Source organism: Streptococcus oralis SK304 (genome assembly GCF_000287715.1).
GTDB lineage: Bacteria > Bacillota > Bacilli > Lactobacillales > Streptococcaceae > Streptococcus > Streptococcus oralis_Y.
In genome coordinates this window covers 35472-56672 of record NZ_ALJN01000021.1, presented here as the reverse complement: position 1 = coordinate 56672, position 21201 = coordinate 35472, and the positions used below count along the sequence as shown (strand labels likewise).

Below are 21201 nucleotides of genomic sequence, written 5' to 3'. Positions count from 1 at the left end.
GATGTCAGATGCATTTACAGATGTAGCCAAGATGAAAAAAATCAAAGAAGAGATCAAGGCGCATGAGGGACAAGTCGTTGAAATGACTTTGGAGAATGGCCGTAAACGCCAAAAAAATAGATTGGGTAAGCTAATTGAAGTTTATCCGTCTCTATTTATCGTTGAATTTGGGGATGTTGAGGGAGACAAACAAGCCAACGTCTATGTTGAATCCTTCACCTACTCAGATATCTTGACAGAAAAGAACTTGATTCGCTATCTAGACCAAGAATCCTAAAATGAAGTGAGCTTTGCTCACTTTTTTCTTTTTCTCCCGAATAGTATAAACGAGGGGAACCTCGGAAATTTATATTATTAAGGAGAATGAATGACGTTTTTTAAATCAGGAGTTAAGAAGAGTAGATGTACTCAGTTGAGTGTAGGGCTGGCTACTTTGTTCGTTACGAGTACCTTTTTGTTTGGTGGAGAATCGGTTCAAGCCGATAGTGTAGCGCGTGGAGATGACTATCCGCTTCACTACAAAAATGGTAGTGTTGAAATCGATCAGTGGCGGATGTATTCTCGCCAGTGTACCTCTTTTGCGGCCTTTCGTTTGAGTAGTGTAAATGGCTTTGAGATTCCTCCTGCCTACGGAAATGCGAATGAATGGGGACATCGTGCTCGTCGTGAAGGTTATCGTGTGGATACTAAGCCAGAAGTTGGGGCTATTGCTTGGTCGACAGAAGGTTATTATGGGCACGTGGCCTGGGTATCAAATGTATTAGGGGATACGATTGAGATCGAAGAGTATAACTATGGAGTTAGGGAGAAATACAATCGTCGCAGCGTAAAAGCTAGCTCTATGACAGGTTTTATCCATTTCAGGGATTTATCTGCCAGCCATAGTGCGGGTGAGAATGCTCGTAGCCCAGAACTTCCGTCTAGTGGGACAATAGTATTCACGGGGAAATCGCCTATTATGGACCAACCGTCACGTACAGGACAGGTTATTGACTACTATTATGCTGGTGAGAGTGTGAGTTATGATCAAGTTCTTGAAAAGGATGGTTATAAGTGGCTCGGTTATTTGTCTTATAGCGGTTCTAGAAGATATGTGCAGTATGCAGAGCTAAGCAATACAGAAAAGGGCTGGAAAAAAGAAGGAGGGAGTTGGTATTACCGAGAGAATGGGAAACTCGCAACTGGTTGGAAGAAAATAAATGGCAGTTGGTATCACTTTAAAGACAATGGAACCATGTCAACAGGTTGGGTGAAGGATAGTTCGCATTGGTACTATCTAAAGGCATCAGGGGAGATGCAGACGGGATGGCTCAAGGAAAATGGAACATGGTATTATTTGGAGAGTTCAGGGGCTATGAAGTCTAGCCAGTGGTTCCAGGTAGGAGGAAAGTCTTATTACGTCAATGCTTCGGGGGCTTTAGCAGTGAATACTACTGTAGATGGCTATCGAGTGGATAGTAATGGAGCTAGAATCTAGAAAGAATATAAAAAAGAGGGCTTCACTACCATTTGCCTATTCTTTCCGATGGTATTTTTCCTTGCTTTCCTTTATAATGGGTGTATGGACAAGAAAAAATTATTATTAATTGATGGATCTTCTGTTGCCTTTCGAGCTTTTTTTGCGCTCTATCAACAGCTGGATCGATTTAAAAATGCTAATGGTCTTCATACCAATGCAATCTATGGCTTTCAACTTATGTTGAATCATGTCTTGGAGCGAGTTGAACCCAGCCATGTTTTGGTAGCTTTTGATGTAGGTAAGACGACTTTCCGAACAGAGATGTATGCAGACTACAAGGGGGGGCGTGCTAAAACTCCAGATGAGTTTCGTGAGCAATTTCCCTTCATTCGTGAGTTGCTAGATCATCTTGGGATTCGCCACTATGAGTTGGCCCAGTATGAAGCAGATGATATCATCGGAACCTTAGGTCGCTTGGCTGAGAAGGATTCTTTTGAAGTGACTATTGTCAGCGGAGACAAGGACTTGATCCAGTTGACGGATGAGCATACAGTGGTTGAGATTTCCAAGAAAGGTGTGGCTGAGTTTGAGGCCTTTACACCAGATTACCTTATGGAAAAGATGGGCATTACCCCAGCTCAGTTCATTGATCTTAAGGCTCTTATGGGGGATAAGTCTGATAATATCCCTGGTGTCACGAAAATCGGTGAAAAGACGGGTATCAAGCTCTTGCTAGAACACGGTTCGTTAGAGGGTATTTATGAAAATATTGATGGGATGAAGGCTTCTAAGATGAAGGAAAATCTCATCAATGACAAGGAACAAGCCTTTTTGTCTAAAACCTTGGCGACCATTGAGACTCAGGCACCAATTGAGATTGGACTAGATGATTTGGTCTATAATGGCCCAGATGTGGAAAATCTCGGAAAATTCTACGATGAGATGGGCTTCAAACAGCTTAAACAAGCTTTAAATGTTTCGTCGACGGATGCGCCTGAGAGTTTAGACTTCACTATCGTTGACCAAGTGAAGGAGGATATGCTGAGCGCAGACTCCATCTTCCACTTTGAACTTTTTGGTGAGAATTACCATACAGATGCCTTGGTTGGTTTTGCCTGGTTCTGTGGAGATAAGCTTTACGCTACAGACAAACTTGAGCTCTTGCAGGAGCCGATTCTCAAGGATTTTCTAGAAAAAACACCTCTGAAAGTGTATGATTTTAAGAAAGCGAAGGTTCTTTTAAATCGTTTGGGCTTGAATTTGCAGGCCCCTGCTTTTGACAGCCGTTTGGCCAAATACCTCCTCTCTACTGTCGAGAACAATGAAATTTCAACCATTGCGAATCTCTATGGCCAAACTTATTTGGCTGATGATGAGATTTTCTACGGTAAGGGGGTCAAGAAAGCTATCCCTGAGAGAGAGAAATTCTTGGAGCATTTGGCTCGCAAGGTTGCTGTATTGGTTGAGACTGCACCTGTTTTGCTTGAAAAACTCAGTGAACATGGGCAATTAGACCTTCTCTATGACATGGAGCAACCTCTGGCTTTTGTCCTTGCCAAGATGGAAATTGCTGGGATCAAGGTCAAAAAAGAAACCCTGCTTGAGATGCAGGCTGAAAATGAGCTTGTCATTGAAAAGCTAACTCAGGAGATTTATGAGCTAGCTGGTGAGGAGTTTAATATCAACTCACCTAAGCAGTTGGGCGTGCTTCTCTTTGAAAAGCTCGGTCTTCCTCTAGAATACACCAAGAAAACCAAGACAGGTTACTCGACAGCCGTGGATGTGCTAGAGCGTCTGGCTCCTATTGCGCCGATTGTTAAGAAAATCCTAGACTACCGTCAGATTGCTAAGATTCAATCTACCTATGTAATTGGCTTGCAGGACTGGATTTTGGATGATGGCAAGATCCACACGCGCTATGTGCAGGATTTGACCCAGACCGGACGTCTGTCTAGTGTGGATCCAAACTTGCAAAATATCCCTGTTCGTTTGGAACAAGGCCGCCTCATTCGTAAGGCTTTCGTACCTGAGTGGGAGGATAGTGTACTACTCAGCTCGGACTATTCACAGATTGAGTTGCGAGTTTTGGCGCATATTTCTAAGGATGAGCACTTAATCAAAGCCTTTCAAGAGGGGGCAGATATCCATACTTCAACAGCCATGCGTGTCTTTGGAATTGAACGTCCTGAGGATGTGACTCCAAACGACCGTCGCAATGCCAAGGCGGTTAACTTCGGAGTGGTTTACGGGATTTCAGATTTTGGCTTGGCAAACAATCTTGGTATTAGTCGTAAGAAGGCCAAAGTCTACATTGATACCTATTTTGAACGTTTTCCGGGAATCAAAAACTATATGGAAGAAGTGGTACGTGAGGCGCGTGATAAAGGCTATGTAGAGACCCTCTTCAAGCGTCGTCGCGAGTTGCCAGATATCAATTCGCGCAACTTTAACATTCGTGGTTTTGCAGAGCGGACAGCTATTAACTCTCCTATCCAGGGATCGGCGGCGGATATTCTCAAAATTGCTATGATTCAACTAGATAAGGCTTTAGTTGAGGGTGGTTATCAGACCAAGATGCTCTTGCAAGTGCATGATGAAATCGTCCTTGAAGTTCCGAAATCAGAACTAGCAGCCGTCAAAGTACTAGTGAAACAAACCATGGAAGAAGCCATCCAGCTTAGTGTTCCCCTTATCGCAGATGAAAATGAAGGGGCAACCTGGTACGAGGCTAAATAAGAAAGTTATGAAAGAGAGTTTGAAGCATTTGCCTTCAAACTCTTTTTCATGGTTTTCTGTAAGCAGTTTCCTTGACTTTTCCTTGTATTTGCGTTACTATATTTCCATATAAGATATGGGAGTCTGTGTACAGTCTGAGAGGAAGTGTTAAACTTCGACCGCACCTGATCTGGGTAATGCCAGCGTAGGGAACGATACTTAGCCGAATTCTGCACCTTTTCCATATATGGAAGGGGTTTTCTTTTTGTCAAAAGGAAACCTGAGAAAAGGAGGTTTTTATGAAAGCAAGCATTGCCTTGCAAGTCTTGCCCCTATCACAGGGGATTGATCGAATTGCTATTATCGATCAAGTGATTGCTTATCTGCAAGCTCAGTCCGTGACCATGGTGGTGACACCCTTTGAAACGGTCTTGGAAGGGGAGTTGGATGAGCTCATGCGTATTCTTAAAGAAGCGCTAGAAGTGGCAGGGCAGGAGGCAGATAATGTCTTTGCTAATGTCAAAATAAATATAGGAGAGATTCTAAGTATTGATGAGAAACTTGAAAAGTATACTGAGACGACACATTAGTCTATTGGGCTTTCTAGGAGTCTTGTCAATCTGGCAGTTAGCAGGAATATTCAAACTTTTACCCAAGTTTATCCTGCCAACCCCTTTTGAAATTCTCCAGGCCTTTGTTCGTGACAGAGAATTTCTCTGGCACCATAGCTGGGCGACCTTGAGAGTGGCTTTGCTAGGTCTAGTTTTAGGTGTCTTGATTGCCTGTCTCATGGCGGTGCTTATGGATAGTATGACTTGGCTTAATGACTTGATTTACCCTATGATGGTGGTTGTTCAGACCATTCCGACCATTGCCATAGCGCCTATCTTGGTTTTGTGGCTAGGCTATGGGATTTTGCCCAAGATTGTCTTGATTATCCTGACGACAACCTTCCCTATCATCGTCAGTATTTTGGATGGATTTAGGCACTGTGACAAGGATATGCTGACCTTGTTTAGTCTGATGCGTGCAAATCCTTGGCAAATCCTGTGGCATTTTAAAATCCCTGTCAGTCTGCCTTACTTTTATGCAGGTCTGAGGGTCAGTGTCTCCTATGCTTTCATCACAACAGTTGTATCTGAGTGGTTGGGAGGCTTTGAAGGACTTGGTGTCTATATGATTCAGTCCAAAAAACTGTTTCAGTATGATACCATGTTTGCCATTATTATTTTGGTGTCGATTATCAGCCTTCTAGGTATGAAATTGGTTGATATTAGCGAAAAATATGTGATTAAATGGAAACGTACTTAAAAGAAGCGTTTTGTAAAAAGAAAAGAGGAAATGAAAATGAAGAAAACATGGAAAGTGTTTTTGACGCTTGTGACAGCTCTTGTAGCTGTCTTGCTTGTGGCTTGTGGCCAAGGAACTTCTTCTAAGGACAACAAAGAAGCAGAAGTTAAGAAGATTGACTTTATCCTAGACTGGACACCAAACACCAACCACACAGGGCTGTATGTTGCCAAGGAAAAAGGTTATTTCAAAGAAGCTGGAGTGGATGTTGACTTGAAATTGCCACCAGAAGAAAGCTCATCTGACTTGGTGATCAATGGCAAGGCACCATTTGCTATCTATTTCCAAGACTACATGGCTAAGAAATTGGAAAAAGGTGCAGGCATTACTGCCGTTGCCGCTATCGTTGAGCACAATACATCAGGAATCATCTCACGTAAATCGGACAATGTCAGCAGTCCAAAGGACTTGGTTGGGAAGAAATACGGAACTTGGAATGACCCGACTGAACTTGCTATGTTGAAAACCTTGGTGGAATCTCAAGGTGGAGACTTCGAAAAGGTCGAAAAAGTACCAAACAACGACTCAAACTCCATCACACCAATTGCCAATGGCGTCTTTGACACTGCTTGGATCTACTATGGGTGGGACGGTATCCTTGCCAAATCTCAAGGTGTAGACGCCAACTTCATGTACTTGAAAGACTATGTCAAGGAATTTGACTACTACTCACCAGTTATTATCGCAAACAACGACTATCTCAAAGACAACAAGGAAGAAGCTCGTAAAGTCATCCAAGCCATCAAAAAAGGCTACCAATATGCTATGGAACATCCAGAAGAAGCTGCGGATATTCTCATCAAGAATGCACCTGAACTCAAGGAAAAACGTGACTTTGTCATCGAATCTCAAAAATACTTGTCAAAAGAATATGCAAGTGACAAGGAAAAATGGGGACAATTTGACGCAGAACGCTGGAATGCCTTCTACAAATGGGACAAAGAAAATGGTATCCTTAAAGAAGACTTGACAGACAAAGGCTTCACTAACGAATTTGTAAAATAATGACAGAAATTAGACTCGAACATGTAAGTTATGCCTATGGCGATGAAAAGATTTTAGAGGACATCAACCTGCAGGTGACTTCGGGTGAAGTGGTTTCTATTCTAGGTCCCAGTGGTGTAGGAAAGACCACTCTCTTTAACCTAATCGCTGGGATTTTAGAAGTCCAGTCTGGGCGAATTGTCCTTGATGGCGAGGAAAATCCTAAGGGGCGCGTGAGTTATATGTTGCAAAAGGATCTCCTCTTGGAGCACAAGACGGTGCTTGGCAATATCATCCTGCCCCTTTTGATCCAAAAGATTGATAAGGCAGAAGCCATTGCTCGAGCGGATGACATCCTTGCGACCTTCCAGTTGACAGCTGTACGGAACAAATATCCTCACGAACTTAGTGGTGGAATGCGCCAGCGTGTGGCCTTGCTTCGTACCTACCTTTTTGGGCACAAACTCTTTCTTTTAGACGAAGCCTTTAGCGCCTTGGATGAGATGACCAAGATGGAGCTTCACGCTTGGTATCTGGAGATTCATAAGCAGTTGCAGCTAACGACCTTGATCATCACGCATAGTATCGAGGAGGCCCTCAGTCTCAGCGACCGCATCTATATCTTGAAAAATCGCCCTGGGCAGATTGTTTCAGAAATTAAACTAGATTGGTCTGAAGATGAGGACAAGGAAGTCCAAAAGATTGCCTACAAACGTCAAATCTTGGCAGAATTAGGTTTAGATAAGTAGAAAAATAGGGAGTTGGTGAAGATTATCCTTTACCAGCGCCCTTTTTGTCTATAAATGGAAATTCTTATAGATAAAAAGTGATATAATTGACGTATGGTGATGTGATGAAAAAAGAAGAAATTAAAACATATTTAGATACAGATCTTGAATTTAATGTTAATGGCCGAGGTGCTTGTTTCTTATCCAGCATTTGTGTAGTTGGATATGATTATGAAGGTCAGCAGTTTAATACGATTGATGAAGCTATGGAAGCTAAGGTTTTTGATAGTAAAAGTTTAGTGGATATTTGGGATGAAGTTTTACCACAAGTATTTTAAAATAAAAATATGGTCACATTATTTCAAGAGATAATAGAAAGAGCTTGAATGATGTTAAATAATGAATTACATGACTACGATAAACCAGACTCATCCGATGAAATAGATGAACTCATTATTTCGGAGTCCAATCTTGAAGGGTACAGTGATTTTTACAAAGAAAGTGAAGAGTCAAAAGTTTGGTGGATTGATAAGATAGATGTTAGAGGAGAGCTATTGTTCAGTTTTGATCAGCAAAAAATTTATAATCTTTTTCTTGATTATCCTCACAATATGACGGAAGAAGAAGTTAAAATTTTTGATATCGAAAATCCATTTTGGAGAGATTTTTTTTCGGATAGAATGTCACAAACTATACATTTATTCGTAAGAATTGAATGATATGACTGAAAAAGATTATACACAATAGTAAACATGCTTAGATACAACTAGACTATTTTTGATGTTCAGTCACCTCCCTCATAATTCATTTTTGATGGATACTGTGATATAATTAAGATACGAAGGATAGAGGTTGAGAATCTGTCACCAACGCGCCATTTAGCTAGTGGGTCGAGAAATGCAGGAGCCTCGACAGTCCTGTCTATCCTTGCAAATAAATCAGCCCTTAGAAACAAATCTAAGGGCTTTTTGACCGGTCGATTTTATCAGCAATTTCAACTTTTAAAATTTCATTTTCAAATAATCTCATCCATCGTAAACCTGTTTTAACAGATAAAGCATCATACTCTTCATCAAAAGCATCCTTATCTTCAAAAAGACAAATTCCCTCAAAGGTCTGGTTATCAACATCTGTCATCGTTACAATTTTATTGTTAAACTTTCTAAGTTCCATTTTTATCTTCCTGATTTTGTAGTACTGTAGTTTGTTATATTATTGGAATTCCCTTAACGTAAGCTTCCTTAGCTTTTGCTAGTGTCATCTTGTTGGGACCTCCATCAATATTGGTTTCCCCCGTATTTTGCCAATTACAATGATCACAAATGTCATAAACAGCGGTCAATGTCCCGCAAACCGGACAATGTACATACTCTTCGTCATTAATCATTACTAAGTTTTCTTTACCAATCTTATTCATAATTATTTTCTCCTAATTATCGTTTTAAAATAGTGAAACCAGAAATATTAATTGGCTAGAACTAAATACTTTTAAATTAATCTCTCTTATCTTTCTAAACGTTCCTGAGATAGGATTTCTTAGTTTCTGCAAGAGTCATAGTATCATTATACTTCAATATTGGTTCTATTGCTAATGATTGAGAGAGTTTTCCAGGTATGCTATAATATTACTAGGTATTAAAAAAGCACGTTTGACCGTGCTAGTTTCTTGCCTGCTGAACTCGTCAATATTACGCCCATTTTAGGGCTCTTTTTTGTGCACTTTTTTAGGAACTTTCAAGAAAAACTAAGGCGATTTAATGCCTAATTGTTTTTGAAGAAAGTCAGTATTTCCAAGGGTTGAGCTCTAAAAATTTGACTTATAGAGTGTTAAATGATAGTATAGTCAAAGATAGTCAAGGTTCAAAGAAGGAGTTTGATTTACTATGAGATTTAAAAATACATCAGATCATATCGAAGCCTATATCAAGGCGATTTTAGACCAAACTGGTATCGTGGAATTGCAGCGGAGTCAGTTGGCGGATACCTTTCAGGTTGTGCCGAGTCAGATCAACTATGTAATCAAGACCCGCTTTACGGAAAGTAGAGGTTACTTGGTTGAGAGCAAGCGTGGTGGCGGAGGCTATATTCGTATAGGACGGATTGAATTTTCCAGTCATCATGAGATGCTCCGCGATTTGCTTTACTCGATTGGTGAGCGAGTTAGTCAGGAGATTTATGAGGATATTCTCCAGCTTTTGGTTGAGCAGGACTTGATGACCAAGCAGGAGATGACCTTGCTGACTTCTGTAGCAACGGATCGTGTCCTAGGGGAAGAATCCTCAGTTGTCCGTGCCAATATGCTCCGACAGCTATTACAAGAGGTAGATAGAAAAGAGAAGTAAGATGAACTATTCAAAAGCATTGAATGAATGTATCGAAAGTGCCTACATGGTTGCGGGCCATTTTGGAGCTCGATATCTAGAGTCTTGGCATTTATTGATTGCCATGTCTAATCACAGTTACAGTGTGGCAGGTGCGACTCTAAATGATTATCCTTATGAAATGGATCGTTTAGAAGAGGTCGCTTTGGAACTGACTGAAACGGACTATAGCCAAGACGAAACCTTTGCGGAATTGCCCTTTTCCCATCGTTTGGAGGTTCTTTTTGCAGAAGCAGAGTATGTGGCCTCAGTGGTCCATGCTAAGGTGCTAGGGACAGAGCATGTCCTCTATGCGATTTTGCATGATGGCAATGCCTTGGCAACTCGCATTTTGGAGAGAGCAGGATTTTCTTATGAAGACCAGAAAGATCAGGTCAGAATTGCTGCTCTTCGTCGCAATTTAGAGGAACGTGCAGGTTGGACAAGAGAAGACCTTAAGGCTTTGCGTCAACGCCATCGCACAGTAACTGACAAGCAAAATTCTATGGCCAATATGATGGGCATGCCTCAAGCTCAAAGTGGTGGTCTAGAGGACTACACGCATGACCTGACGGAGCAAGCGCGTTCTGGCAAGTTAGAACCAGTTATTGGTCGTGACAAGGAAATCGCACGTATGATTCAAATCTTGAGCCGTAAAACCAAGAACAATCCGGTCTTGGTTGGTGATGCGGGTGTCGGGAAAACAGCTCTGGCACTTGGACTTGCCCAGCGTATTGCTAGTGGGGATGTACCTGCGGAAATGGCAAAGATGCGTGTTCTAGAGCTTGATTTGATGAATGTTGTTGCGGGAACACGTTTCCGTGGAGATTTTGAAGAGCGCATGAACAATATCATCAAGGATATCGAGGAAGATGGCAAAGTGATCCTCTTTATCGATGAACTCCACACCATCATGGGTTCTGGTAGCGGTATTGACTCGACTCTAGATGCGGCCAATATCTTGAAGCCAGCCTTGGCACGTGGAACGTTGAGAACGGTTGGTGCAACCACTCAGGAAGAATACCAAAAACACATCGAAAAGGATGCTGCCCTTTCTCGTCGTTTTGCCAAAGTGACCATTGAAGAGCCAAGTTTAGCTGACAGTATGACCATTTTGCAAGGTTTGAAGGCTACCTATGAGAAACACCACCGTGTGCAAATCACAGATGAAGCTGTCGAAACGGCTGTTAAGATGGCCCATCGTTACTTGACTAGTCGTCACTTGCCAGACTCTGCTATCGACCTCTTGGATGAAGCGGCAGCAACTGTGCAAAACAAATCCAAGCATGTGAGAATGGACGAATCCGACTTGAGTCCAGCTGACAAGGCCTTGATGGATGGTAAGTGGAAACAAGCAGGCCAGCTAATCGCAAAAGAGCAGGAAGTCCCTGTCTATAAAGACTTGGTGACAGAATCTGATATTTTGACCACCTTGAGCCGCTTGTCAGGTATCCCAGTCCAAAAGCTGACGCAAACAGATGCTAAGAAATACCTTAACCTCGAAGCAGAACTACATAAACGCGTCATCGGTCAAGATCAAGCTGTTTCAAGTATTAGCCGTGCCATTCGCCGCAACCAGTCAGGTATTCGCAGTCACAAGCGTCCGATTGGTTCCTTTATGTTCCTAGGGCCGACGGGTGTCGGGAAGACCGAATTGGCAAAGGCTTTGGCAGAAGTTCTCTTTGACGACGAATCAGCCCTTATCCGTTTTGATATGAGTGAGTATATGGAGAAATTCGCAGCCAGCCGTCTCAACGGAGCTCCTCCGGGCTATGTGGGCTACGAAGAAGGTGGGGAGTTGACCGAGAAGGTTCGCAACAAACCATACTCCGTTCTCCTCTTTGACGAGGTAGAAAAGGCCCACCCAGACATCTTTAATGTCCTCTTACAGGTTCTGGACGACGGTGTCTTGACAGATAGCAAGGGGCGCAAGGTTGATTTTTCAAATACCATTATTATCATGACGTCAAACCTTGGTGCGACAGCTCTTCGTGACGACAAGACAGTTGGCTTTGGGGCCAAGGACATTCGTTTTGATCAGGAAAATATGGAAAAACGAATCTTTGAAGAGTTGAAAAAAGCTTATCGACCAGAGTTTATCAACCGTATTGATGAAAAGGTGGTCTTCCATAGCTTGGATAGCGAACACATGCAGGAAATCGTTAAGATCATGGTGAAACCATTGATTGCTAGCCTAGCAGAGAAAGGCATCGACTTGAAACTGCAAGCTTCAGCGTTGAAGTTACTAGCAAGTCAAGGATATAATCCAGAAATGGGAGCTCGCCCACTTCGCAGAACACTGCAAACAGAGGTGGAAGACAAGCTAGCTGAGCTCCTCCTCAAGGGAGAACTGGTAGCAGGCAAGACCCTCAAAATCGGTGTAAAAGCTGGTCAATTAAAATTTGATATTGCTTAAAAATGGAGAATCAGGAGTTGTCCTGATTCTTTTTGTATTTATTTTTATAAAACCAAAGGAAATAAGTTGACAATATGTAAATATTGGTTATAATAAGAATAGATAGATATTAAGATTTGTATAGAATGAAAAAGAGCAGAGTTTCCTGAAATTTCCACCATTTCAATAGAGCCCTGCTTCTTTTTTTGCGTATGAAATGAAAATAACGTAAACCTAGCCAAAGAGTGAATTTTAGATAGGTTAAGAAGGGAAATAGATGAACATTTTGGTTGTAGATGATGAGGATATGATTAGAGAGGGAGTAGCTGCTTTTTTGAGAGAAGAAGGCTATCATGTTATTCTAGCAAAGGATGGACAGGAAGCTTTGGAGAAATTTCATGAGTTCCCTATTCATCTGATGGTCTTGGATCTGATGTTACCGAAGCGGAGTGGATTTGAGGTGTTAAAAGAAATTAATGGAAATCATGATATTCCTGTAATCGTCTTAAGTGCGCTCGGAGATGAGGAAACTCAGATGCAGGTATTTGACCTTTATGCTGATGATCATGTGACGAAACCATTTTCACTGGCGCTATTGGTCAAACGGATTCAAGCCCTGCTTAGGCGTTACTATGTTGTGGAGGATATTTGGCATTATCAAGATGTGACAGTGGATTTTACATCCTACCAAGCTCGAGTCAAGAACGAGGAGGTTGCAATTAAGCCGAAAGAATTGTTGGTTTTAAAATGTTTAATCCAACATAAGAACCAGGTCTTGAGTAGAGAGCAGATACTCGAGTCTATCTCAAATGATTTTGCAGATTTGCCTCTTGATAGAGTAGTTGATGTTTACATTCGAAATCTTCGTAAGAAGTTGGATCTGGATTGTATTGTAACAGTGAAAAATGCCGGATATAAAATTAGTTTATGATAAAAAACCCTAAATTATTAACCAAATCATTTTTAAGAAGTTTTTCGCTTTTAGGTGCAATCGCTTTGGTCATCCACATTGCCATCTATCTGACCTTTCCTTTTTATTACATTCAGCAAGAGGGTGAGAAGTTTAATGAGAGTGCGACTATTATGAGCAAGTACTTAGAAGGCAAAAATTTTCATGAACTGCCTAGTTTGCTGGAGTCCTATTCGAAATCTCTTCGCATCTCTGCCCATTTGAAAGATGACGTACTGGATAAGAGAATTTCCCTTGTGCACGACTTGGAAATAAAGGAAGGCAGTCCCACTAACTATATCGTAACGATTGACCGTCAGATTGCGACAGCTGATGGTAAAAAGGTAACCATTCAATTTATTCAAGGTGTGGATATTTATAAAGAGGCAACACGGATTATGCTTCTCTATCTCCCTTATACCTTTCTAGCAACGCTTGTATTTGCTTTTCTCTTTTCCTACTTCTATACGAAACGTTTATTGGAGCCTCTCTTTTATATCTCAAAAGTTACAGGTAAGATGCAGGAGTTGGATCATGATATTCGCTTTGATGAAACGCGAAAGGATGAAGTTGGGGAAGTTGGAAAGCAAATCAATGATGTGTATGAAAACTTGCTGACAGTCATTGATGAATCTGAGAGAAGAAATGAACGGATTATCAGGTTGCAAAAGCAGAAAGTTTCTTTTGTTCGTGGAGCGTCACATGAGTTGAAAACCCCTTTAGCCAGTCTTCGAATTATTCTAGAGAATATGCAGTACAATATTGGGGATTATAAAGACCACCCTAAGTATATAGCAAAGAGTATTGATCAAATTGATCAAATGAGCCACTTGCTCGAAGAAGTTTTGGAGTCCTCTAAGTTCCAAGAGTGGACAGAGTGTAGCAAGACCTTGATAGTCCAGACTATTTTGACGGATGTTTTATCTCGCTATCAGGAATTAGCACGCTCAAGAGGAATAGAAATTGAAAATCAATTGACAGATGCTACCAGGGTCGTCATGAGTCTCAAGGCATTGGATAAGGTTTTGACAAACCTGATTAGTAATGCAATTAAATATTCAGATAAAAATGGGCGCGTAATCATATCCGAGCAAGATGGCTATCTTTCTATCAAAAATACCTGCCAACCTCTTAATCAAGAAGAGTTGAATCATTTGTTTGATATTTTTTACCACTCTCAAGTTGTCACAGACAAGTCTGAAGGGTCTGGTTTAGGACTCTATATCGTGAATAACATCCTAGAAAGTTATCAAATGTCCTATAGTTTTCTCCCTTATGAACAAGGAATGGAATTTAAAATTTGCTTGCAAGCAGATTAGTTGTATAAAGCAAAAGAACGGAAATCTCTCCGTTCTTTTTTGTTAAAGTTCACATAGGTTTAACATGAGAATATTATTTTAAATATATAAAAAAGAAAGGATACTGGTATGGTATTTGCGATTATTTTAGTAACCTTCCTCGTTCGATTGATTTTTTTAAAACGTTCGATGGATAATGAAAAACGAATCCTTAGCAAGGGCGGGAAAGAATTTGGAGTTGAGAATACAAAACGATTAACGATGGCTCATATTGTTTTTTATCTCTCCTGCTTCGTTGAAGCAATGGTGCACAAGACAAATTTTGATGGCATAAGCATGGTTGGTTTAGTCTTGCTTATTTTTTCTATGCTGATGTTGATGTTGGTGATTCACTTGTTGGGAGATATTTGGACAGTAAAGCTAATGCTTGTTAATAATCACAAATTTGTAGATCATCCTCTCTTTCGAATTGTGAAACATCCCAATTACTTTTTAAATATTCTTCCTGAGCTAGTTGGTTTAGCTTTGGTGAGTCATGCTTACGTAACTTTTATCTTTATTTTTCCTGTCTATGCGGTTATTCTTTATCAAAGAATAGCAGAAGAAGAGAAATTACTGCAAGAAGTTATCATTCCTAACGGAAGAATGAAAGGATAGCAAAAATAATATAGCAAATTTCACATACAATTCATATTAGCAGGATATACTGTAGTTAATTAAAATTATGGAGGATACAGATATGTTTAAATCAAATCATGAACGAAGAATGCGCTATTCCATTCGTAAATTTAGTGTAGGAGTAGCTAGTGTACTAGTAGCTAGCTTCTTTATGGGGAGTGTTGCTCATGCTGGTGAGATGAGCTCTAGTACACCTACAAATAGTGCCAAGGTCACTGAGCAAACTTCATCTAAGGATAAGACAGGAGAAAACAAAGAAACTTCTTCTGAAAATAATAAAAAAATAGAACCAGCTAGAGAAACTTTGAAAGATGCAAAAGAAAAATTAATAAAAGAGCTAGCGGAAAGTGACCTTCCTACAGATAAAAAAGCAGCATATCAGCAGAAAATCGAACAGGCGAATGATACAGAAAGCTTGCTTTCGATAGATAATGATTTTCACCTAGACTTACTAAAACACCATGAGAAGCAGCATATGGAACAAGAAAGGAAGGAAAAAGAAAATCAATCGAAAGATGAAAACAAGGTAGTTCCTCCGACTAAGGAGAGCTCGGAACAGTCTCACGATACTTCTACAAAAGAGAACACAGGTGCAGCCGCTGAAATTCAAAAACGTTTAAAAGAAGAAATCAGAAAAGGTACCCTACCAACTGAGCGGAAAGATTCCTTGATAAAAGAGATTGAGGGAGAAGATGACCGTGATAACCTAGAAACTTTGGAGAATAGTTATAGAGAGCTGGAAGATACTTTCAAAAAAATCAATGAAGAACTCGACCATCAAAAGAAATTGATTAGCGATATGGCAACTACAAAAGGTATCACCGAAGAAGATAAAAGTTCTTTAGTAGGCGAAATCAATAAAATCAAAGAGCGAATTGTAAATGATTTTAAGAACGAGTCGGATAAATCACTCCAAACGATTAAACAAGAAGTTATTGCTGATCTAGGTAAGTTATTCAAATCTTACAAAGCTTACGTTGAAAAAGAAATTCAAAACTACGTCAATCAACAAGTGGACGAAAACATAAAGGAGAAAAAACTAAACAAAGAAGAAGCAAACGAGGATGCCACAATCAAACAGTTACGCGAGTTGGAAAAAAAGGCGCTTCAGCAACTCGATCAGGCCGCGAAAAATGAAGAGGTGCTGAAGGCTAAACACAGTCTTCTTGATGAGATTGCAAAACTCAAGTCATCTAATGGCAATAAAGAGACAACGAAACCGAGAGACAAACGAAGTGCTAAGGAGACTGATCAGCAAGATTTAGCTAAACAAATTTCAGAAGCTAATCTATCGCTTTCTAATCACATGAGTGAGCTGTTGGATAGAACTAAAAAAGATCTGAAATCTGAGTATGAGTCTAAATTTGATGAATTAATTAAAAATGCCTTAGGAATTGTAAATAAATATAGATCAGAGCTTTCTAAAGCTCAAACAAAAGAGGAACTAAATCGGATTCTAGAAACAGCGAAGTCAGAGCTAAATGCTACTGTGGAGGAATTCAAAAAAGGGTTAACGAAACCAACTGAGCCTCAAAGAAAGCCTGATATGGAAGGTCATATTCCTCCAACTAAAGATGGGAAATCTCAGACACCGACTGAAGAAACGAAAGAGATAGAATCTTTGAAGAATAAGGCTAAGGAAGAGCTAAAAAAACTAGAGCAAGCTTTGGCTGAAGTGAATAACTATCCAGAGTTACCAGAAAATAACAGTGATTATAAGGTGCAGAAAAAAGATATTTGGGAGGATTCTAAAAAGATTGCTCCTGATAAAATAAAAGCATTTAGAGAGCAGTTAGAAAAAGGTTCATACACTGCCAAAACTCTCCAAACGTTTATAGATGACTTTATCTATTATCAAATCCATGCACAAATCGAAAAGATGACAAGACAAGTCGCTCTGTATCGAGAAAAATACGCAAAAATTCCTAGTCTAGAAAAAGAATTTGAATCAGGCATTAAGCAAACGTGGAATAAGAATTATGCTACCTTAGAAGGGAAATATCTAGCGGATTACTTTAAGAGTGAATTTCTTCCATCCTTTAATAAGATTCAGCAGATTGTGGAACTTCAGAAGGCTATCAGTCAGCTTGAAGAAGAAATGAAGACAGTTCCAGATGGAGCTAAGTTAACAGGAGAAGCTGGTTCTGCTTATGAAAAGGTCAGAAATCGCGCAAGCGAAATCATTAAACAAGGGAAAGAGCTTCTAGAACAAGTAAATATTACAGAAAAGCAGCTAGATACTCAGATAGGAGAGCTTCAGAAGAGCTTATCTGAATTGAAGGTGGCGAAGGCCAACTTAGTGCCAAAGAAAGAAGATAAGAAAGAAATTCCAAAACCAGATATGCAACCAAGTCCTCAACCAGAAGGCAAGAAACCACACACGCCGGCACAACCCAGTACTGAGGATAAAAAGCCATCTGCTCCAAAACCAGATTTGCAACCAAGTCCTCAACCAGAAGGCAAGAAACCACACACGCCGGCACAACCCGGTGCTGAAAATCAGAAGCCATCTACTCCAAAACCAGGTATGCAACCAAGTCCTCAACCAGAAGGCAAGAAACCACACACGCCGCCACAACCCAGTACTGAAAATCAGAAGCCATCTGCTCCAAAACCGGGTATGCAACCAAGCCCTCAACCAGAGGGTAAGAAACCACACACACCGGCACTACCAAAGACACATAAAATCTTTACAGCAGCAGATGGCAAGACGAAAGTTTCAGTAATATTTGATAAACCTACAGATGCTGATAAGTTACATCTCAAGGAAGTAACGACGAAAGAATTGGCTGATAAAATTGCTCGTAAAACAGGAGGAGGAACAGTTCGTGTGTTTGACTTATCTCTTTCTAAAGGAGGCAAGGAAACTCATGTCAATGGAGAACGAACTGTTCGGCTCGCGCTTGGGCAGACTGGTTCGGATGTTCAGGTCTATCACGTAAAGGAAAATGGCGACCTTGAGCGTATTCCTTCTAAAGTTGAAAATGGGCAAGTTGTTTTTAAAACGAACCACTTCAGTTTGTTTGCGATTAAGACACTTTCTAAGAATCAAAATGTCACCACACCTAAGCAGACTAAACCGTCTATCCAAGATAGTCAAACACAGATAGGAGAGAGCCAAACTGGAAAATTCCAGAATAAAGAAGTTAATCATAAACCACTGGCTACTGGAAATGAAACAGTGGCAAAAGGGAATCCTACATCAGCAACTGAGAAGAAATTGCCATCTACAGGAGTGGCGTCTAATCTAGTTCTTGAGATCATTGGTCTCCTTGGTTTGATTGGAACTTCATTCATCGCGATGAAAAGAAGAAAATAATGATTCAGTTTTTTAAAAATATCCACTTTCGATATTTAGCATTTGATTGGTTAACCATTGAAGATCCCAAAGATTTTACTTATAATTGGTATCTAATAATGATAAGTCATTTCATATAGAGATGAATCTAAGATATAAAAAGAGAAGGCTAGTGAACCACAAAAGTTAGAGTTTTTATGTTCAACTTTTGAGGGGCAGTATAAAGATGGCCTTCTCTTTTTTGCCACCTTTTTATAAAAAATAATAAAAATATATTGACAAAATAAAAATATAGTATATAATAAAAACACAGAAAATAAAAATATTAAAAATTATAAAAAGGTAAAACGTTTATGAAAAAGAAAACAGCAGTGATATTTGGAACCTTTGCCCCTCTCCATCAAGGGCATATCGACCTTATCCAGAGAGCGAAGCGCCAGTGTGATCAGGTCTGGGTAGTCGTTTCAGGCTATGAGGGAGACCGAGGGGAGCAGATAGGCTTAACTCTTCAAAAACGATTTCGCTATATCCGAGAAGCTTTTCGTGACGATGAGTTGACCTCTGTCTGTAAGCTGGATGAGACCAACCTTCCCCGTTACCCTATGGGCTGGCAGGAGTGGTTGGACCAGATGTTAGCGGAGATTTCCTACGATGAAAACCAGCAAGAGCTGATCTTCTTTGTAGGAGAAGCAGACTACCAGCAAGAGCTATCTAAACGTGGATTTGGCACTGTCTTGCAAGAAAGAAAGTTTGGTATCTCATCGACTATGATTCGAGAAAATCCAAGCAAATATTGGAAATACATCGCTCAGCCCTTCCGTCGTCAGTTTACAAAGAAAGTGTTGATTATGGGGAGTGCCAGCAATGGGAAGACCACTCTGGCCAAGGATTTGGCAAGGTATTACGATGCGCCTGTTAGTCTGGAATACGCGCGTGAGTACCAGATTAAAAATAACGTTCGCGACGATGAATTGACTCCAAAGGATTATTACTATCTTCTGTTGGGGCAGTATGACCAGACCTCCAAGTTAATCGATAGCAATGCCAATCGAGGCCTAGTAATAGCTGACACCAACTCCTTAGTAACCAAGGGCTACTATGATTATTACATGGAGACTGAGGACCAAGGGGACTTATCAGGGGAAACCTTTGACAATCTCTTTGTTTCGATTTTGGCTAAGGAAAAATGGGACTTGATTCTCTTTGTGCAGCCTGTTGGTTCTTATGTCAATGACGGATTTAGAGATATGACCATGGCAGAAGACCACATTCGCTACAGTTTTTCCCACCATTTGGACCAGATGAGAGAGCGATATTTAACCACCATTCCTTTAGTTTATCTAGCGGAGGATTATCTAGGAAATTATGAAGCAGCAAAAGTGGCTATTGATGCCATTTACCAAGCAGATTAGGAGAAAATTATGAAAAAACTAACTGAAAAAATCACACAATTTATCGAAAACTTTAAAAATGTCCATGCCGAAGCCCGCAAGATTGGTTTTGCAGGGATCATGCGCCTGCTCTGGAAAGATCTCTTTGTCGGCCGTAGCCTTTTCCAGTGGTTGTATCTCATCGCCTTGTCAAGTGTTCCCTTGATCTTGGAATTCACGCAAAATATAGAAAGTCATGACTGGCTGAGCTTGTTTGCATCTTGGACTGGGATTGTCTGTGTTATCTTAGTAGCAGAAGGTCGTGCAAGCAATTATCTCTTTGGGGTCATTAACTCTGCTATCTACTTGATTTTGGCTATGAATGCGACTTTTTATGGCGAAGTCTTGACGACTGTTTACTTCTTTGTCATGCAGCCGATTGGTCTCTATGCTTGGTTGTCCAATCGTATCAATGACCAAGGAAAACCAGAAGAATCCCACTTTGAAGCTAAGAAATTATCTGTTCTTGACTGGCTCAAGTACTTGGCCTTGACTGCCATTATCTGGATTGGTATGGGCTTGGCTTACCAAAGTATCCATAGTGCTCGCCCTTTCCGTGATAGTGTTACCGATGCGACCAATGGTGTTGGTCAGCTCTTGATGACACGTCTCTACCGTGAGCAATGGATTTTCTGGATTGCAACCAATCTCTTTAGTATTTATCTTTGGTGGGGTGAAAATATCCACATCCAAGGGATGTACTGGGTTTACACACTCAATAGTCTAGTGGGTTGGTACCAATGGACCAAGGCAGTTCGAAAGGAGGCTTAAAATGGTAGACACGAAGATTCCAGAAGGAATGACGGAAAAAGAATATTATGAAATTCATGCCAGTCAGGAGGAGTTTTTAGACTGGTACTACAGGCAGGAACTCCCTCAATATGAAAAACCAAGTGTGACAGTAGATATGGTGGCTTACTGCTTTGTCGAAGGAAAGATCAAGCTCTTACTGATCCGTCGCAAGGCCCACCCTTATCAAAACTGTTTGGCTCTGGTTGGAGGCTTTATGGACAAGGGAGAAGATGCTGCACATGCCTGTCAGCGCGAAGTGAGAGAAGAAGTCAATCTCGATCTACCTTTGGAAAAAATCGAGCAATTGATAACCGTATCGACCCCCGGTCGTGATCCACGGGGCTGGACGGTGACCATTGCCCACTTGGTGTACCTACCTAGTCGTGCCCTAGACCTCGTTCAGGCAGGTGACGATGCCAAGGATGTCGTTTTCGTAGATGTCGATTTTCAGACAGGCAAATGTTTCCTAGAGGGAGTGGAGCTGGACGAGCAAGCCTTCGCCTTTGACCATTATGCCATTATCCAAGAATCCATCAAACGAATTCAAGGCCGTCTCGACTGGAATCCGACCTTCCTTTATCTGCTGGAGGAAGAGTTTACTGTCTATGAAGGAACCGAACTGGTCAATCTCATCAACCCAGGTCGGCCCATCGTCAGCAATAACTTTCTCGTAAAATACGGCGAATATGTAGAAGAAGTCGGGCTCAAACGAGTGCCTAAAAAGAAACCAAGAAAAACCTATCGATTGAAATAAAAGTGAGGTCG

At 40.8% G+C, this 21201-nt stretch carries 20 protein-coding genes and 1 riboswitch; of the genes, 18 read left to right on the top strand and 2 right to left on the bottom strand.

Translation table 11 applies throughout. The features are described from left to right. Position 1: 1 nt before the first annotated feature. The 9 genes from HMPREF1125_RS11210 to HMPREF1125_RS11170 all read left to right on the top strand — a co-directional run bounded on the left by HMPREF1125_RS11210 (position 2) and on the right by HMPREF1125_RS11170 (position 7955). Positions 2–277, top strand: a complete 276-nt coding sequence (locus HMPREF1125_RS11210) for a Veg family protein (RefSeq protein WP_001278166.1) — start codon at positions 2–4, stop codon at positions 275–277. 90 nt (positions 278–367) lie between these two features. Continuing rightward, positions 368–1477, top strand: a complete 1110-nt coding sequence (locus HMPREF1125_RS11205; protein WP_000142557.1) for an SH3 domain-containing protein — start codon at positions 368–370, stop codon at positions 1475–1477. Between the two features lie 84 nt (positions 1478–1561). Beyond that, positions 1562–4195, top strand: a complete 2634-nt coding sequence (polA, locus tag HMPREF1125_RS11200) for a DNA polymerase I (protein ID WP_025172368.1) — start codon at positions 1562–1564, stop codon at positions 4193–4195. 105 nt (positions 4196–4300) lie between these two features. Next, positions 4301–4403: riboswitch (TPP riboswitch) on the top strand. Between the two features lie 70 nt (positions 4404–4473). Further along, positions 4474–4764 carry a thiamine-binding protein gene (locus HMPREF1125_RS11195; RefSeq protein ID WP_000647678.1) on the top strand — a complete coding sequence of 97 codons (291 nt, stop codon included), beginning with the start codon at positions 4474–4476 and terminating at the stop codon, positions 4762–4764. Further along, positions 4727–5485 carry an ABC transporter permease gene (locus HMPREF1125_RS11190; RefSeq protein WP_196218628.1) on the top strand — a complete coding sequence of 253 codons (759 nt, stop codon included), beginning with the start codon at positions 4727–4729 and terminating at the stop codon, positions 5483–5485. Before HMPREF1125_RS11195 ends, HMPREF1125_RS11190 begins: the two co-directional genes overlap by 38 nt. Positions 5486–5521: 36 nt before the next feature. After that, positions 5522–6529, top strand: coding sequence for an ABC transporter substrate-binding protein (locus HMPREF1125_RS11185; protein ID WP_000754535.1), 1008 nt, complete (start codon positions 5522–5524; stop codon positions 6527–6529). Then, complete coding sequence (locus HMPREF1125_RS11180; protein WP_000136202.1) at positions 6529–7257, top strand: ABC transporter ATP-binding protein; 729 nt, start codon at positions 6529–6531, stop codon at positions 7255–7257. The genes HMPREF1125_RS11185 and HMPREF1125_RS11180 overlap by 1 nt, the downstream gene beginning before the upstream one ends. Positions 7258–7361: 104 nt before the next feature. Further along, the gene (locus HMPREF1125_RS11175) at positions 7362–7574 is read left to right on the top strand and encodes a hypothetical protein (protein WP_000711258.1); all 213 of its coding nucleotides are present in this window, start codon (positions 7362–7364) and stop codon (positions 7572–7574) included. A 48-nt stretch (positions 7575–7622) separates the two neighbouring features. Then, entirely contained in the window at positions 7623–7955 is a 333-nt protein-coding gene (locus HMPREF1125_RS11170; protein ID WP_000979448.1) for a DUF7675 family protein, read from the top strand. Between the two features lie 238 nt (positions 7956–8193). On the opposite strand, the gene HMPREF1125_RS11165 is transcribed toward HMPREF1125_RS11170, so the two are convergent. Continuing rightward, on the bottom strand, positions 8194–8409 hold the full coding sequence (locus HMPREF1125_RS11165) for a hypothetical protein (RefSeq protein WP_000423296.1): 216 nt from the start codon (positions 8407–8409) through the stop codon (positions 8194–8196). Between the two features lie 34 nt (positions 8410–8443). Next, positions 8444–8653, bottom strand: a complete 210-nt coding sequence (locus HMPREF1125_RS0102535) for a CPCC family cysteine-rich protein (protein WP_001033379.1) — start codon at positions 8651–8653, stop codon at positions 8444–8446. A gap of 466 nt (positions 8654–9119) precedes the next feature. On the opposite strand from HMPREF1125_RS0102535, the gene HMPREF1125_RS11160 reads away from it, so the two are divergent. From HMPREF1125_RS11160 to HMPREF1125_RS11120, 9 genes are all read left to right on the top strand, one after another. Continuing rightward, positions 9120–9578 (top strand): CtsR family transcriptional regulator, encoded by a 459-nt coding sequence (locus tag HMPREF1125_RS11160; RefSeq protein ID WP_001211285.1) that lies wholly within the window; start codon positions 9120–9122, stop codon positions 9576–9578. 1 nt (position 9579) lies between these two features. Further along, positions 9580–12012 carry an ATP-dependent Clp protease ATP-binding subunit gene (locus HMPREF1125_RS11155; protein WP_001109657.1) on the top strand — a complete coding sequence of 811 codons (2433 nt, stop codon included), beginning with the start codon at positions 9580–9582 and terminating at the stop codon, positions 12010–12012. Between the two features lie 256 nt (positions 12013–12268). Next, positions 12269–12922: a response regulator transcription factor BgrR gene (gene bgrR, locus HMPREF1125_RS11150; RefSeq protein ID WP_001024191.1), complete on the top strand. Its 654-nt coding sequence runs from the start codon at positions 12269–12271 to the stop codon at positions 12920–12922. Next, positions 12919–14259 carry a sensor histidine kinase BgrS gene (gene bgrS / locus HMPREF1125_RS11145; RefSeq protein WP_002883364.1) on the top strand — a complete coding sequence of 447 codons (1341 nt, stop codon included), beginning with the start codon at positions 12919–12921 and terminating at the stop codon, positions 14257–14259. The genes bgrR and bgrS overlap by 4 nt, the downstream gene beginning before the upstream one ends. 108 nt (positions 14260–14367) lie before the next feature. Continuing rightward, complete coding sequence (locus tag HMPREF1125_RS11140) at positions 14368–14895, top strand: isoprenylcysteine carboxyl methyltransferase family protein (protein WP_000230686.1); 528 nt, start codon at positions 14368–14370, stop codon at positions 14893–14895. 82 nt (positions 14896–14977) lie between these two features. Further along, positions 14978–18235, top strand: a complete 3258-nt coding sequence (locus tag HMPREF1125_RS11135; RefSeq protein ID WP_000477125.1) for a YSIRK signal domain/LPXTG anchor domain surface protein — start codon at positions 14978–14980, stop codon at positions 18233–18235. Positions 18236–18567: 332 nt separating this feature from the next. Next, complete coding sequence (locus tag HMPREF1125_RS11130; RefSeq protein WP_000730555.1) at positions 18568–19626, top strand: AAA family ATPase; 1059 nt, start codon at positions 18568–18570, stop codon at positions 19624–19626. A 9-nt stretch (positions 19627–19635) separates the two neighbouring features. Next, positions 19636–20415 (top strand): nicotinamide riboside transporter PnuC, encoded by a 780-nt coding sequence (gene pnuC, locus HMPREF1125_RS11125; RefSeq protein ID WP_000736876.1) that lies wholly within the window; start codon positions 19636–19638, stop codon positions 20413–20415. Between the two features lies 1 nt (position 20416). Further along, complete coding sequence (locus HMPREF1125_RS11120; protein ID WP_000228622.1) at positions 20417–21190, top strand: NUDIX domain-containing protein; 774 nt, start codon at positions 20417–20419, stop codon at positions 21188–21190. Positions 21191–21201: the final 11 nt, after the last annotated feature.

What these genes read in the sequence shown, in the direction of transcription:
- HMPREF1125_RS11210 (WP_001278166.1), top strand. Translation starts at nt 2, where the DNA reads ATGTCAGATGCATTTACAGATGTAGCCAAGATGAAAAAAATCAAAGAA.
- HMPREF1125_RS11205 (WP_000142557.1), top strand. Translation starts at nt 368, where the DNA reads ATGACGTTTTTTAAATCAGGAGTTAAGAAGAGTAGATGTACTCAGTTG.
- polA (WP_025172368.1), top strand. Translation starts at nt 1,562, where the DNA reads ATGGACAAGAAAAAATTATTATTAATTGATGGATCTTCTGTTGCCTTT.
- HMPREF1125_RS11195 (WP_000647678.1), top strand. Translation starts at nt 4,474, where the DNA reads ATGAAAGCAAGCATTGCCTTGCAAGTCTTGCCCCTATCACAGGGGATT.
- HMPREF1125_RS11190 (WP_196218628.1), top strand. Translation starts at nt 4,727, where the DNA reads ATGAGAAACTTGAAAAGTATACTGAGACGACACATTAGTCTATTGGGC.
- HMPREF1125_RS11185 (WP_000754535.1), top strand. Translation starts at nt 5,522, where the DNA reads ATGAAGAAAACATGGAAAGTGTTTTTGACGCTTGTGACAGCTCTTGTA.
- HMPREF1125_RS11180 (WP_000136202.1), top strand. Translation starts at nt 6,529, where the DNA reads ATGACAGAAATTAGACTCGAACATGTAAGTTATGCCTATGGCGATGAA.
- HMPREF1125_RS11175 (WP_000711258.1), top strand. Translation starts at nt 7,362, where the DNA reads ATGAAAAAAGAAGAAATTAAAACATATTTAGATACAGATCTTGAATTT.
- HMPREF1125_RS11170 (WP_000979448.1), top strand. Translation starts at nt 7,623, where the DNA reads ATGATGTTAAATAATGAATTACATGACTACGATAAACCAGACTCATCC.
- HMPREF1125_RS11165 (WP_000423296.1), bottom strand. Translation starts at nt 8,409, where the DNA reads ATGGAACTTAGAAAGTTTAACAATAAAATTGTAACGATGACAGATGTT.
- HMPREF1125_RS0102535 (WP_001033379.1), bottom strand. Translation starts at nt 8,653, where the DNA reads ATGAATAAGATTGGTAAAGAAAACTTAGTAATGATTAATGACGAAGAG.
- HMPREF1125_RS11160 (WP_001211285.1), top strand. Translation starts at nt 9,120, where the DNA reads ATGAGATTTAAAAATACATCAGATCATATCGAAGCCTATATCAAGGCG.
- HMPREF1125_RS11155 (WP_001109657.1), top strand. Translation starts at nt 9,580, where the DNA reads ATGAACTATTCAAAAGCATTGAATGAATGTATCGAAAGTGCCTACATG.
- bgrR (WP_001024191.1), top strand. Translation starts at nt 12,269, where the DNA reads ATGAACATTTTGGTTGTAGATGATGAGGATATGATTAGAGAGGGAGTA.
- bgrS (WP_002883364.1), top strand. Translation starts at nt 12,919, where the DNA reads ATGATAAAAAACCCTAAATTATTAACCAAATCATTTTTAAGAAGTTTT.
- HMPREF1125_RS11140 (WP_000230686.1), top strand. Translation starts at nt 14,368, where the DNA reads ATGGTATTTGCGATTATTTTAGTAACCTTCCTCGTTCGATTGATTTTT.
- HMPREF1125_RS11135 (WP_000477125.1), top strand. Translation starts at nt 14,978, where the DNA reads ATGTTTAAATCAAATCATGAACGAAGAATGCGCTATTCCATTCGTAAA.
- HMPREF1125_RS11130 (WP_000730555.1), top strand. Translation starts at nt 18,568, where the DNA reads ATGAAAAAGAAAACAGCAGTGATATTTGGAACCTTTGCCCCTCTCCAT.
- pnuC (WP_000736876.1), top strand. Translation starts at nt 19,636, where the DNA reads ATGAAAAAACTAACTGAAAAAATCACACAATTTATCGAAAACTTTAAA.
- HMPREF1125_RS11120 (WP_000228622.1), top strand. Translation starts at nt 20,417, where the DNA reads ATGGTAGACACGAAGATTCCAGAAGGAATGACGGAAAAAGAATATTAT.